Raw genomic sequence first — 14,392 nt, 5'->3', positions numbered from 1 at the left:
CAATCGACATCCATTGGCAAACTGAGGATAGGTGATAGAATCATAGCGATTCTCATTCTTGTATCTGGGAAAGCCTGCTTTCTCGCCTGTCTTTGACTTCTCTTTGAGACGCCGAAAGAATCCTTTGAATGCCAAATCTACTCTCTGTGATACTTGTTGCAACACTTGACTATACACTTGCTTGAAAGCGGCGTGTTGTTGTTTTAACAATGGTATTGTTTTGGTCTGGTCATATTGAGAGAGAGACTTATTCTCATTTTTCCATGCTTGTATTCTGGCACAGAGTAATTGATTATAGAGAATACGGCATTCGTCAATATGCGCCAGCAAGATTTGTTCTTGCTTTTTGGTTGGACGCAATCTATATTTGAACGACTTAAACATAGTAAAAATATACACTTAGGTATTGTTTTTGTCAAGTGTAATATGGAATGAATTTTGTTGATTCACAGCCGCCGATAGTCCCTTGAGGACTATCCCCAAGCTAAAGCCGCCCCATAAATTCTATGCGCTTATATCCCAACGCTAAAGCTCTCTGCGAGTGGGTTTTACGCGCATTTCTGATAAGGTTTCAGGGGGTTGAAATGATTTCTGTACAACAATGGGACTTTTTTCAAGAACACGGTTATCTGATCGTTGAAAATGTGATTTCTGTGCAACGATTGGCAGCGTTGCGAGAGGCCCTGGAAAAGAGATATGATCTGGAGGGCGAAAAGGCAGGGACAGAGGGATCGACCCCTCCGGGCGTTCGCAGGTTGTGCAATCTCATTGGTAAAGGCCGCGCCTTCGAAGAGCTGGCAATCGAGCCGATTGCATTAGAAATGGCCAGGCTGGTGATTGGAGAGGATATGTGCTGGCAGGCCATGAATTTTCACGATCCCATGCCCGGTGATCCGCGTCCTATTCAGGAAATCCATGCCGATCGATCGTTCTTTAAGAATTGTACTGCATACCTCAATGTGGTGTGGGCACTTGATGATATGACAGAAGAAAACGGTGCGACTCGCCTTGTGCCGGGATCGCATAAAAAACCCTGGCCCCGAGATGTTCTGGACGATCTCAAAGAGGCAGTTGCTGGAGAAATCTACGCGACCTGTAAGGCTGGAACTGGCATTTTTTGCCACGGTGATATCTGGCATGGCGCACGTGCAAACCTTTCAAAATCGCCCAGGCGTGTGATCCATATGGGATACAGTTGTCCAAACACTGCGCCTCAATATGAAATTGCAGGCTCTTTGACGCAGGATATTCGCGAGCGGTTGGGCGAGCATTGTGCGCTCATTCCAGATCCCCTATCGTCATTTGATTTGGAGAAACCCTAAATATTATGGCCAATCAAAAACCATTGAATTTTATATTTTTTCAACCAGACGAAATGCGAGCCGAAAGTTTGGCATGTTATGGTCATCCATTGATCAAAACCCCAAATTACGATCGCCTGGCGGCAGAAGGGGTTCGCTTTGACCAATGCCATGTGCAAAACGCGCAATGTACGCCTTCCAGGGTTTCGATGATGACGGGGCTTTATCCCCATTGTGCCGGGCATCGCTCCATGTGGCATCTGATAAGGCCCCATGAACCCCATCTTTTTAAATATCTGTATGAAGCTGGCTACGATATTCACTGGTATGGCAAAAATGATTTACTCGCACGAGATAGTTTGTCCTGCATAAAAGAATATTATGAACACAAAGATGATAAAAGAAAGAATCGCTGGCAAAGGGGCGACAAGGAATTCTATAGTTTTGATTTTGAGCCTTTGGATTGCGAGAGGGAAGAGGTCGCTGACTATATTAAAGTCAAAGCGGGGATCGATTTTCTGAACAATCGCAAAGATGATGATAGTCCCTTCTTTTTGTTTTTGCCGCTTCTACAACCCCATCCAGGTTATACCACCCACCGCGATTTTTATGACATGTATGATCCCAGAGATATACCGGATTTGAGACCCGCTGGGCTGGACAAAAAGCCGGATTTCTACGCGCTCATCAGAAAGTACCGCCGCTTAGATGAATTGTCGGAGGATTTCTTTCGAAAATTGAATGCTGTTTATCTCGGTATGATCAGCTATACGGACTGGCTTCTGGGGGAGTTGATGACTGTTATGGAGGAGAAGGGGCTTTTTGAAAATACGGTTCTGATCGTTTCGTCTGATCACGGTGACTGGGCAGGGGACTTTGGCCTGGTTGAAAAATGGCCAAGTGATTACAGTGATGCGTTGACACGGGTGCCTCTATTGGTAAAAGCTCCCGGTAGCAAAACAGGTCATGTGGTGGAAGGTCCGGTTGAGATGTTCGATCTCATGCCATCTGTTATGGAACTGGCGGGTCTTTCTCCTGAACACACCCATTTCGCCAGGTCCTTTGTGCCCCAACTCCGGGGTGAAGCCGAAGATAAGGATCGATTGGTATTTGCGGAAGGGGGCTATGAGATTCAAGAGCCTCATGCGTTTGAAGGGCGATGGGACTGGAGCGATCCCAACAAAGATGGTGTTTATTTTCCCAAGGGCAAACTGCAACAAGAGGTGCGCGAAAGTGTTTGCCGTACGACGATGATCAGGAGTTTGAATCACAAGCTCATTCGACGCACAGCCGGTCAGGATGAATTATACGATCTCAAAAATGATCCCCGGGAGTTGACAAATTTAATTGATGACCCGGGTATGCGAGAGACAAAGTTAGATCTGGAAAGGTCTATGTTGGATTGGTTTATGAGAACTTCTGATACGGTTCCCGTAGGGGGAGATCCAAGGGGATTTTGAGGGAACACGACACTGTAGGAGCACGGGTTATGGGACAAGCATTGACAGGGCGCGAGATCGAAGCCGTCGTTCGGGAGGTCACAGACGAAGAAGTGGCTTTCTATCAGGAATACGGGTGGGTCATGATGAAGCAACTCGTAGATCCGGAGTTTGTCACGGAGCTTCTAACTGTCGGTCAGGATTGGCTGGAACGCTACGGCGAAGAGAAGGGCGGCAGACGGGCTGTCGGCCTGGTACTGCAGGAAGAGGCTGAGCCGTTCCGCTCGTTCATGTTTAGCGAACGCATGTCAAAAAACGCGATGCGACTCGTGAACAGGAAGCGGCTCAAGGGCGTAGATATCCCACTTCGCTATCGCGCTGACGTCATCAGAGAAAAGCCCCCAGGGGCAGCCAGAACCCATTATCATCAGGACTCGTCACAGCACGGCTCTGATCGCGTGGGCGAGCTCCAGTTCTGGATTGCGCTGGCGGAAGTGACACCGGAGATGAGCGCGATGCGATTTGTCAGTCGCTCGCATCGCGAAGGACCGCTCGGCTCGATAGGCGGCGATGGCAAGGGTGACCTGCTCGAGCAATTTCCAAATCTGACGTCTGTGCTGGAGCTCTCTCCTCCGTTCCATTACCAGCCTGGTGATTGCACTGTACATCACGGGTACACAATCCATGGCGCTCCGGTCAACAGCACTGACAGGTCGCGCTGGTCCTACCTCTTCTCCTACTCGCCTTCCGACACCCGATACTGGAATGGCACAGCAGACAACTGGGGCAACGAGCGAAAGCATCTGAGTGACGCGGACAATCCAACGGTCTATTTTCCAATAGAAACTCTTTGAAAGGAGCAACAATGTCAATTGAGCAATTACAACAGTATGGTTTAACTGGCCCTTTTGAGTTGGCAGACAAATCCCTCGTCGATGCCGTATGTGAGGTCGGGATAGAACTACAAGCGCTACAACGCCAGGAAAATATCGTGCGCCGGTTGGCAGGACAAGAACCCCAATTTAGAACGAAGATCGATAGACACATGGAATTCAAGGCGATGAGAGACCTCTGTCTCGATGACAATGTGAAGTCCGTGGTGTCCGAACATTTCGGCAATGATCTTTTTATCTGGGGTAGCGTCTTTCAACTGAAATCTGAAGGCGTGTCAGAAAATATATGGCACCACGATCGCGCATACGAAAATGGTCGCGATCAAGTCAATCTCTATGACACCACCAATCATTTCTCTATTCTATTTGCGTTGACCGACATTGGGTATGGTGCTGGCCGCATCGAATATGTGAAGGGATCTCATCAACCCATTGATGGGTGGAACAGAGATATGCGATTTGTAAAAGAAGTGCCAGAACTCGTCCATGATAGGATCGGCACACTCACAATGGAAAGAGGCCAGTTCACGGTGTTTCATTCTCAAATCATGCATCGCAGCCTGCCTTTTGAGTATGGCGAGCCAAGAATCTCATTGGCCGTCAGGCTTGCGAGGAAGGGCACAGAAATCCCCGATTATTATCCACAAAATCCAAATCCAGCCGCAGACACACAAGGGATCGCCCGTTTCAATCCGTCCGCGACATTTTCTTTTGACTAAATCGAGACACCAGTTCCAAACACTGAAACTCCTGAAATGGTTTATCTCCATCTAAACCAGAGAGAGGCCAGTTATGAAACACACAGGCTCAGACCATCCTGTCGAACTCACCCTTGAGCAAAAACGCGCTTTCTATCGGGATGGATTCATTATTCTCAAAAACATCGTACCCAAAGAGCTGACCCACCGTGCCCGACGACTGGTCAATATCACCGCAGGTCAAATTGTGAATGGTACGATGGATGCGCCCAAAAGAAGAAACCGCTTCGTCGGCAGCGAAGACATCATCACAGATCTCATTAACAAAACGGCGCTAACCGAAGTGCTCACCAACACCATGGGGCCATTTGATCCTCCGACAAATGGCTTTGCGCCGATTCTGTATCCGCGCGAGCCAACCAGAGAAATTGGTATCCACGGCCTGCCGGATGATGAAGTGCCCAATCATGCATTTTTCCCGCATCTGGACGGCCAGTGGACGGGACCCATTCCCAAAGCGGCGGACGAAGTAGATGATTGGTACGCGCCCAAAACACCGCACTTTGGTGATCGTAGCGCCAGCGTGATCGGGATAAACGGTTCGCCTTTGTTTCAGGACCCGGATTGCACGCTCTCCATCGGTAGCTTTACCACATTCGTCGGCGTGGTCCTGAGCGACCAATCCAAATTTGGCTACGGCAACTTTGCCGTCCTCCGCGGTGCCCATCATCACACAGCGGAATTCTTTCGCCGGCAACGCGCCCAGGGCGGCGTCATCGGCCCCGAAGGTCCTGATTGGCCGCGTTTAAAACGCGTTGGCGATAAGGGAGTGGGCATTAATTACATGCCGGAATGGATCGCTAATCATTATCGAGAAGGCGCAGAATACACACCCGATGGTCTCATGTGGCCGGAGCCTACACCCTTGCTCGTTGAAGAGGGCGATGCCTTTATTACGGCTCACGGCATCCCACATTGTGGCACCCGCAACGACATGGGTGCCGACCCTCGTATTAGTGCCTATTTTCGGCTGCGTCGCCATCGTCCGGGAGGGGCAAAAGTGCGAGGAGACAGCGATCACCCCGACCGCGGTTGGGAAGGCGAATTTCTCGAATATTCCGATGGGTATAATCCCTGGCAGGTCGCAATCGATAAATTGTGCGATCCCTGGAGTGAGTGGGACGGCATGCAAGAAGTCGTTGACGAGGCAAGGGGTTTGGGAGATCAAAATAACTAACTGTGCGACAAAGGAGTGCCACATGCCCCCAACTCAGAAATTTGAAGAGCGCGTCGTTCGCGTGGAGAAACCTTCCGCTCACTTCGCGCTGTTGAGAAACGAAAAGGGTGATTTTCTGGGCGTATCGGAAGGCGAAACAGCCGTCTTTGACCACGCCGACGACAAAGCGATCTGGAAAGAAGAAGGCGACACTTGTCGCCACGTGGTGTCGGGCCTGACTCTCGATGTGTCTGCGGCGAATGACGAAGGCGTACATCTCGCCCTGAATGGGAAATCACTGGGGGAAGATGGCTCCGAATCGTCCGTGCCAGGGCGTTTTCAGCCGGGTCACGGCCCTGCCCATCTTCCGTCTGAATACCTTCAGCAAATCCGCGAGAACGGATGGGTCTGCCTTCCGAGCATCTTGTCTCCCCACGCGACCGAAGAACTACAAAGGGTGAGTTGCACTGGCAAGTGGAACCATGAAGAATTAGACAGAAATCTGCCGACTCTCACGCAGTCTGTGGAAGTGTCGAGAGCCGCAACCGAGCCTGTATCCCTCTGGGTGATGCGGGAGTATATGCAGTGTCGGGAAATTCGGCTGGCTCACAGGCCCGGTTTCGCCGTCGTGGCTCCGGATGACGGTGAACGCCAAGTGGGGGGGTGGCATTCGGATTATCCCTACCTCTGGGGGATTGCCAGGAATTCCTCCGATGGAAATCGGATCGTACCGCACAATGCGCTGAATCTCGTGCTTGGCGTTCAGCGAAATTTATGTGTGACCGAATTTAAGAGTGAAAACGGCGCAACCTGTTTCAAACTCGGATCGCATACGCGTGGAGAAGGACCGCCTCCAGAATGGGGGAGTGGGAATACGTACAGGGAGGAGGGATCTCGCCAGGCAAGGGGCCTCCCCTATACAGGCTCCGAAGCAGACGTCGTCGAGGCACCGGCGGGTAGCTACGTCATCTATGATGCCCGAACCTGGCACCGGGCAGGCGTGAACCGCACGAACAAAAAGCGGGCGGCGATGCTTCAGTCCGTCGTGCCCATGTACATCATGCCTTTTATGGAGACCTCTCGTCCCTACAAGGAGTTCCTTGCGAGTCCTCTGGCGAGTCAACTGACGGAGCGGGAGCATATCGAGCTGGAAAGTCTCCTTGTAAGCCGAATTGATGGGCCTCAAGGGCGTTTGGCGATCACCATGGATGAGGAGCTTTCCAGATGAACGAATACAAGACGCACTTTGATACCCCGGAAGATGCTTACTTCGGCTTTTTTGAAGCCGACGCCTCCCAAAGTGGAGATGCCTGGGCTGCCGTGATGAGCTATCCCCATGTCCGCGTTGACGCATCGGGGCGGACCGCCTACTACGATACGGCACGGGACTACGCGGATAATGCCGACTGGACCTCAAGGGTAGCGACGGGTTGGGTCCTGACGAGGGGGCGAGAACCCGTTCGGCTGCACGACTCTCCCAACAAGGTCCACCTGGTAGGTGGGTGGACGCGATACAATGCAGACGATGATCCCATTCTGTGGAACCGCGTCACTTATATTGTCACCAAACCCGCTGATTCGTGGGGGATCCAGGCGCGGTTTGCACTTGGTACTTATTACGAAGGGCGTGACGACGAAACAGCTATCGCCCAGGCTACCGAAGCGGCAATTAGTCAGGTGCGACGCTATTGCGATGCGCTGGACAAAAGCGATAGCGATGCGTGCGCCAACCTCTGTCGTTTTCCGCTGATTGAGGTCGGCGTTGGCGCAGTGACACGGATCGAAGATGGCACCAAACTGGCGCAACAGGTCAACGAAAGAACCACATCGGTCAGCAATATAGAGGTCGAGGCAGCACAATCCGGTCCCAAGGGCGTCCTTGTGGCAGTGACTGCTGACGATGCCTCTGGCAACAGCGAGGAATCCATCGTGGTGGTCAGCAGATCGGCTGACGCATGGCAGATCGCTGGCATTTCGAGAATGCTGTAAAGCCCTGACACAAGGAGGAATATCTTGAAGATTACATCGGTAAAAGCAGTTCCCGCATCATCTTCACCGCAAGGCCGCCCGCCACGCAACTACATGTTTGTGAAGATTGAAACCGATGAAGGCATCACAGGCTGGGGTGAGGCGACCGCCGGTCCGCTTAGCGTTGCAACCCAGATCGACGAGGTCGGTCAGGTGCTGGTGGGCGAAGACCCCTGGCAGATCGAGAAACACTGGCAGACACTCTATCATCACTTTTTTGTGCGGGGCGGTGTCGTGCAGATGTCAGCCATAAGCGGCATAGAAATCGCTCTGTGGGATATCAAAGGCCAGGCCGTGGGACTGCCCATATACGAAATGCTGGGCGGAAAGATGAGAGATCGGATCTGGTGCTATGGCAGGTGGGATGGGCCTACACCTGAAGGGGCTGCTGAAACTGCGATGAACAACGTATCAAATGGATTGACGGCGCTCAAGGGGGATCCGTTTGACCATTGCGGGCTGTTTATTCCGGCAGAAGCCGAACGCGTAGCCATAAAAAAACTGGAAGCTGTTCGCAAAGCAGTGGGCGACGACGTTGAGTTGCTCGTTGAGGTGCATGGACGGCTTGCGCCCGCAGACGCCATCCGCATCGGCAATGCGATGGCCGACTGTCGGCCCTTTGTGTACGAAGAACCCGTGCCACCAACAAACCTCGACGCGATGCAACGGGTTGCCGAGGCCGTAAGCATCCCACTGGCGACAGGTGAACGGCTTTACACCAAGTGGGAATTTACCGACTTGCTGAGCCGACAAATTGTGAAGATGATTCAACCCGACATTGTTCAGGGTGGCGGCATATTGGAGTTGAAGAAGATTGCGGCGATGGCAGAAGCCCATTATGTCGGTTTCCAACCGCACAACCCCTACGGCCCGCTTTGCACGATCGCGTCTTTGCATCTCGATGCCTGCACCCCAAACTTTATGATTCAGGAAGGCGGAATCAGCCCGTGGTTTCAGGACGCTTGCACAGGCGATTTCCCGGTTCAGAAGGATGGCTTTTTGCCGATCCCGACCGGCCCCGGGCTGGGCGTGTCCATGAACGAGGCGTGGCTCAAGGCAAACCCCTGGCGTGACGACGCAAATATTTGGCGGCCCCGTCCTGGTACGGTCGCATCATTACAAGATACAAAGTGGGTCTAATCATCAGCACCGAGTATAGGAGAGACGTCCATGCCACAACCGGCTCAACAGCCCAATATCCTGTTTGTGTTTTCCGACCAGCAGCGTGCATCGGCAATGGGTTGCTACTACGGCGATGAAGATCTGGAGACACCGCACTTCGACGCATTCGCCAGGCAGGGAATGAAATTGGAAAGTGCCGTGTCAACGACCCCGCTTTGTTGCCCCTACAGGGCCATATTGATGACGGGATTACACGGCCATCGCATGGGGATAACGACCAACGGGTATCATCCGGATCTAAGTGAATATGCCCACATCGGCAAGGCTTTCAAAAACGCAGGGTACCGCTGTGGTTATATCGGCAAATGGCATTTAGGAGATGTACAACTCGATTCGGGTCATCCGATGCGTCTGGGATTCGACGATGAATGGTTTGTACCTCTGGTATCGAATCACGCGAGTCCCAATCGAAACTATGCGGTGAACAGCACTGAGACTGTGGTTGGAAAAGGGTTCGACAAGCCGCAGATCGAGGCCAACAGGGCCATTGAGTTCATTCGAGGACAGGACGGTGGGGCTCCCTGGTGCCTGTTTCTTTCATGGTATCCCCCTCATCCCCCACTGGTATCTCCAGAGGTATATCTCGAAAAATATCGAGGACGGAACCTGAAGTTTCATCCCAATGTGAAGACCGTAGATGCAGAGGCGCTCAATCTCTTTCAGGACCATTATGCGCATTATTACGGTCTCGTAACGGGCCTGGATACTGAGTGGGAACGCTTGATGCAGGCCCTGGAAGACAGTGGTCAGGCGGAAAACACCATTGTGGTGTACACCTCGGATCACGGTGAAATGCTAAACAGCCAGGGCTGGCGAGGCAAACGATGGCCTCATCGCGAATCCACCCAGGTTCCTTTTCTGATTCGATGGCCAGGCAAGATTGAAGCCAACGCCACACTGGACATGCCGTTTGGCACGCCAGACATTTTTCCCACGCTATGTGGACTCGCAGGGATCAATGTGCCATCGGGGTTGGACGGGGCCGATCTGTCCGGCGTCATCCTCGGCAGCGATTCCAATGGGCACCAGCAAGAGTACGCCTATATGGCGATGCATCACAGCTTCATTCCGTGGCCCGGCTGGCGCGGGATTCGCACAGCGAAGTACAATTACGCGCGAATGGAGGAAGGACCATGGGTGTGTTTCGATCTTGAAAACGATCCCTACGAACAGAACAACCTGGTCGAAGAGAATGGCGCGGTCGTGTCGGAACTGGATGGGCTTCTTGTAGATGCGATGAAAAAAGCGGGCGATTCCTGGCGCGATGTCGGCAGGGAAGTAGGCGATTGGCAGGAGTGGCACGGCAATAAACAGATTGAGCAACTCGGATTGGATGCTGAATACCCGGGTTCCGAGGCCATTCGAATCTGGGCAGAACGGAACAATCTTGTGTAGCGAGCGGCGACTATCGAGTACGAGCCCGGTCGTCTCTTCGTCATTTACTGGGGACATGAGCCTGGCGAGGTGAGTTGTATCCAGGGACCTATATTAGTCTAACATAAAAGGAATTGAAATGAATCGCTCTGTTCTGGACTGGCCAACAGGTGTTACCGTCTATCACCCCGACCGATGTTACAACGGGTACACGCTCGTTCACGGGCGAGGACCCTGGGATCCCGTGCGTGGTATCTCGGCCGAACAGGTCGATCGATGGCACTTGATAGACATGAAGGGGCAGGTGGTTCACGAGTTCTACGGAAACCCGGCGACGCAGCGCGGCTCTCAGCTATTTGAACGCGTTGCAAACGGCCACTATATCAGCAATGGGGCCTCCATCACAGAACAGGACTGGGATGGAAATATTGTCTGGTCTCTGTCTTCGGACTTCCGCAAGGATGCGCGACCAACGGGTTTCCATCACGACATCCAGAAGACTTCTGAACACACTTATCTCGCCATGGTCGCAGATCGAATCGATGCCCCTCGGGTATCGCGCGTCACACTCAAAGACGATCACATCATGGAAATAACTTCGGAGGGCGAGGTCGTCTGGGAATGGTGGGGGCATCACCACCTGGAAGAATTCGGATTCAGCGATCGTGCGAAGCAGATCATATTTGAAACTGGCGGGGGGCAACAGCCCGGACAGGAAGGGGACTGGCTCCATCTGAATACGCTTCACACACTTCCCGACAATCCTTTATACGATCAGGGGGATACGAGATTCAAGCCGGGAAATATTCTCAGCTGTTCCAGAAATGGAAATCAGATATTTATTATCGAGAAATCGACTGGAAACATCGTCTGGAATTGGGGCTATTTGGATCAGATGGAAACCATGTGGTTAAACGGGACCGAAGGGCAGAATCAATACCTGGTAGGTCCACACGATCCCAAAATGCTGCACAACGGAAATATCCTGATCTACGACAATGGAGGCGGTACGGGCTATCCTCCGATTAATCGATTCTACACCCGGCTTGTAGAAATCAATCCCGTAAGCGGAGAAGTCGTATGGGAATATGCTGCGGGGCCTCAGGCCAGCAAATTCCTGAGCATTGTTACCGGCGGTGTACAGCGCCTCCCGAATGGGAACACGCTGAGTCTGGACACGGATAAGGGACGGATTTTCGAAGTGACCTGGAAAGGTGAAATCGTGTGGGAGTACATCAACCCGAGAGGCGGGTTCTACAGAACCCAGCGCATTGCCTATCCAGATTGCCCACTGGACCCTCCTGACCAGAAGCCTGCAGACCTCCCGGTTCCCGATCACCTCGGCCTACCTGTATCAGACCCCCTGGATTACTGCCCGTCTCTCTAAGATTTGATGTCACCCTTCATCCCAACTACAGGATTATGCCCATGTCCGATTACACGTTTAAACTTGCCATGTTCACGACCGAACTGAGACTGCCCTATGACCGGGCATTTCCCAAAGCGAAAGAGATCGGCGCGGACCGCATCTGGTATGCGCCTTCGGCGGGCGACCTTCCGTTCGAAGCCATGACCGACGCGGACATGGACCGCATCGGCGCGTGCGCCGAGCAGCATCAAACGGATATTTTCCTGCTCTGCGGAGGCCGTAAGTTTAAAACCGTGCATCTCAGCGATTTGGATCTGGACCATATGGCCGAACACCCCGAATTCCGGGAAGCCCGAGAGGAATTGAACGCCGCCATGAAGATGGCCGCCCGGCTCAAAATTCCGGCAGTGGCCACGTTCACATTTGCCTGGCCTGGTGAATATACTGCCGGTAAGCCGACCTGGCCCATGCGATGGATGACCCGCGGCGGCGTCATTTCCGATCTGGACATGGACAAACTGGTCCGGGCGTTTACGCTGCTGGTCGAAGACGCGGACCGCTACGATGTGGATCTGCCGCTGTGCATGATGCCGTGGAATTACACGAATACCACGGAACACATGCGGCAGGTGATCGAGGCGGTCGGCTCACCTCGCCTGAAAACGGTCTGGGGGCCAGCGGATACCATGAATTGCGGCGAATCGGACACCGCCACCCGCGGATTTCAGAATGTCCGTCCGTATCTTCATACGCTCCACATAAAAGATCTGCAAGTCATAGACGGTCTGAAATGCGAGTTTGAATACTGTCCCATCGGCGAAGGGGACGTGGATTTTCCGACGGTATTGCGGAACTTGCGCGATTATCAGATCGACGCGGTGATATCCATCGCCACCCACTTCAAGCCGGAAAGCGGATCGGCGGAAGAAGCGATGCGTATCAACTTTGCCAATATGAAAGCGTTGATCGGTGGGGTAGGGGACTGATTCTCGATCATTGCGGTACAGCGTCGCTGATGAACCCTTCGTTTCTCACCAGTACCTGGAGATCCAGGTTTGTCATGGGAAAATCCACCCGGGCGTTGCCCAACCGCTCCGATTCGTGAAGAGAAAGCACCATTTCCAGCGCAGCCCGTCCATCTTCTCCAGTGGATATTGTATCCCGATCGCGGTCGAGGCGTTCTGCAATCTCCTCTACTGACAACGGGATCACACATCGGCCCCTGTCCGTTGTATTCAGCTTGTGTTCCTCTGGTATTTCGGGGAATTTTTCCTCTTTATTTTTGACGAAGAGCCTGAACTGACGTGGCCGTGTATTGGCCACCGTTATCCGTCCCCTGGATCCCAACAATTCAAAGAGGTGTTGGGCGCTCCCTCCGGTGGATCCGTTCACAATGCATTGTACGCCATTTTGAAAATGAAAGTATCCAGCGCCACGGGGATCCAGCGCATCCGGATCCAATAGGTGACCGGTTGCCCAGGCCACATCGCCCGCAAAGAAGCGCAGCATGTCGAAAAAGTGGGTTCCGTTGTTGGCGAGCCCGGCGCTGTACTGGAGCGTCATCGCTTGAAGGGAGCCGATTACTTCCTGATCGATTAGCTCCTTAATTTGGCGAAATTGCCAATCCCATCGGCGCGTGTGGTTAATGCTCAGCTTTACATTGTTTCTCCGGCAAGCATCAATCATTTCGTCTGCCTCTCGCAACGTAGTCGCCATCGCCTTCTCGCAGAATATGGCTTTTACTCCTGACTGAGCCGCGGCAACAACGATATCCCGATGCGGAATGGGATAGGTGCAAACACTCACGATATCCAGTTTCTCAGTATCCAGCATTTCCCGCCAATCTGTGTACAGACCCGGAACATCCCATTTGCCTCCAAAACTCTGTCGGCGTTTATCGTCCCGATCTGCTGCTGCGACAATACGGGTTCGATCACAGTGATTGTAACAACCCGCATGGGTGTTCGGCGTTCCGCGATGTGTTTCCTGTTCCAGTAGGCTTGAAATCCTGCCACAGCCGATAACACCAACGTTATAAATTTGCATAGAAAAGCTCCGGGGAAAATCGTGGGAAGAACTCGTTTTCAAGATCTCAGATCACAATCCAAACAAAGATTTCTACCTTCATCATTGTACCTTTTTGCCTACTTTCCCGCGGTCTTCCTGCCGCTCCAGCGGCAGTTCTTGCAAAAATGTCCACTGACGGTCCCCCAGCTTTTGAAGCTGCGATTCGTCGAGTTCCATCCCTAAACCCGGACCTTTAGGCACGAGAAGGTAGCCATTTTCGTACTGGACCCGGTGTTTGACAACGTCGTCAATGTAGAGTTGCGCGCCAGCCGCATCGCCAGGATAATCGAGGTTGGATACCGATGCGCCCAGATGCGCCTGCGCGGAGGTCCCAATAGAAAGTTCCTGAGTTGTGCCAATCAAGGTGGAGATTCCGGTGGCCTGTGCTATGGCGAAGATCTGGCGCGATCGTTTGATGCCCTGGTGGCAGGTCGCAATATTGAAGATGTCGACAGCCTGTCCTTCCGCGAAAGCAATGGCCTGGGTCTCGTCGCTGACATGCTCACTGACCGGGAACCGTATGCGCTCGCGCACCTTTGCTTTGCCCGGGATGTCGGGTGCGGGACTTTCAACCAGGATCGGCTCGACCCACTGCAGACGCTCAACGGCGGCTACGCACGACTTCCAATCAAGTCGGCGGCTGAAGTCCAGTGATTTAACTTTGAATCGATCTCCATAACGATCGCGACACTCATGTAAGATCTGATTGTCGATTTCGAGGTTTCCACCCACGTAAAATCGGAACAGGTCGAATCCCAGCTCGAGCATTCGACCGACTCGCTCGACGTTGGGTGCGACGTCCGCCTCTTCGAATTGTCGAAAGAT

The 14,392-nt window shown here is 52.7% G+C and carries 14 protein-coding genes; 11 read left to right on the top strand and 3 right to left on the bottom strand.

Going from position 1 to position 14,392, the window contains the following annotated elements; translation table 11 throughout:
- On the bottom strand, positions 1 to 384 hold a 384-nt coding region (locus tag OXG87_00155), incomplete at its 3' end, for a helix-turn-helix domain-containing protein (protein MCY3867929.1).
- A 200-nt stretch (positions 385 to 584) separates the two neighbouring features.
- Between OXG87_00155 and OXG87_00150 the strand changes: the two genes are divergently transcribed.
- The 11 genes from OXG87_00150 (at position 585) to OXG87_00100 (ending at position 12,486) form a co-directional block, all read left to right on the top strand.
- The gene (locus OXG87_00150) at positions 585 to 1,322 is read left to right on the top strand and encodes a phytanoyl-CoA dioxygenase family protein (GenBank protein MCY3867928.1); all 738 of its coding nucleotides are present in this window, start codon (positions 585 to 587) and stop codon (positions 1,320 to 1,322) included.
- A gap of 5 nt (positions 1,323 to 1,327) precedes the next feature.
- Positions 1,328 to 2,761, top strand: a complete 1,434-nt coding sequence (locus OXG87_00145) for a sulfatase-like hydrolase/transferase (GenBank protein ID MCY3867927.1) — start codon at positions 1,328 to 1,330, stop codon at positions 2,759 to 2,761.
- 29 nt (positions 2,762 to 2,790) lie between these two features.
- A complete protein-coding gene (locus OXG87_00140; protein MCY3867926.1) occupies positions 2,791 to 3,594 on the top strand; it encodes a phytanoyl-CoA dioxygenase family protein in 804 nt (267 codons plus the stop codon).
- A gap of 11 nt (positions 3,595 to 3,605) precedes the next feature.
- A complete protein-coding gene (locus OXG87_00135; GenBank protein ID MCY3867925.1) occupies positions 3,606 to 4,352 on the top strand; it encodes a phytanoyl-CoA dioxygenase family protein in 747 nt (248 codons plus the stop codon).
- A 73-nt stretch (positions 4,353 to 4,425) separates the two neighbouring features.
- On the top strand, positions 4,426 to 5,568 hold the full coding sequence (locus tag OXG87_00130) for a hypothetical protein (protein MCY3867924.1): 1,143 nt from the start codon (positions 4,426 to 4,428) through the stop codon (positions 5,566 to 5,568).
- Positions 5,569 to 5,590: 22 nt separating this feature from the next.
- Positions 5,591 to 6,775 (top strand): phytanoyl-CoA dioxygenase family protein, encoded by a 1,185-nt coding sequence (locus tag OXG87_00125; GenBank protein ID MCY3867923.1) that lies wholly within the window; start codon positions 5,591 to 5,593, stop codon positions 6,773 to 6,775.
- Entirely contained in the window at positions 6,772 to 7,536 is a 765-nt protein-coding gene (locus OXG87_00120) for a hypothetical protein (protein ID MCY3867922.1), read from the top strand. Before OXG87_00125 ends, OXG87_00120 begins: the two co-directional genes overlap by 4 nt.
- 24 nt (positions 7,537 to 7,560) lie before the next feature.
- On the top strand, positions 7,561 to 8,715 hold the full coding sequence (gene dgoD / locus OXG87_00115) for a galactonate dehydratase (GenBank protein ID MCY3867921.1): 1,155 nt from the start codon (positions 7,561 to 7,563) through the stop codon (positions 8,713 to 8,715).
- A 30-nt stretch (positions 8,716 to 8,745) separates the two neighbouring features.
- Positions 8,746 to 10,152 (top strand): sulfatase, encoded by a 1,407-nt coding sequence (locus tag OXG87_00110; protein ID MCY3867920.1) that lies wholly within the window; start codon positions 8,746 to 8,748, stop codon positions 10,150 to 10,152.
- 118 nt (positions 10,153 to 10,270) lie between these two features.
- On the top strand, positions 10,271 to 11,518 hold the full coding sequence (locus OXG87_00105; GenBank protein MCY3867919.1) for an aryl-sulfate sulfotransferase: 1,248 nt from the start codon (positions 10,271 to 10,273) through the stop codon (positions 11,516 to 11,518).
- Between the two features lie 41 nt (positions 11,519 to 11,559).
- Entirely contained in the window at positions 11,560 to 12,486 is a 927-nt protein-coding gene (locus OXG87_00100) for a TIM barrel protein (protein ID MCY3867918.1), read from the top strand.
- A 7-nt stretch (positions 12,487 to 12,493) separates the two neighbouring features.
- On the opposite strand, the gene OXG87_00095 is transcribed toward OXG87_00100, so the two are convergent.
- On the bottom strand, positions 12,494 to 13,546 hold the full coding sequence (locus OXG87_00095) for a Gfo/Idh/MocA family oxidoreductase (GenBank protein MCY3867917.1): 1,053 nt from the start codon (positions 13,544 to 13,546) through the stop codon (positions 12,494 to 12,496).
- An 81-nt stretch (positions 13,547 to 13,627) separates the two neighbouring features.
- On the bottom strand, positions 13,628 to 14,392 hold a 765-nt coding region (locus OXG87_00090; GenBank protein ID MCY3867916.1), incomplete at its 5' end, for a muconate cycloisomerase.

The sequence above is a fragment of the Gemmatimonadota bacterium genome, from assembly GCA_026706845.1.
Classification (GTDB): domain Bacteria; phylum Latescibacterota; class UBA2968; order UBA2968; family UBA2968; genus VXRD01.
Note: the sequence above shows the minus strand (reverse complement) of the source record. Positions and strands in the feature narration are given on the sequence as shown.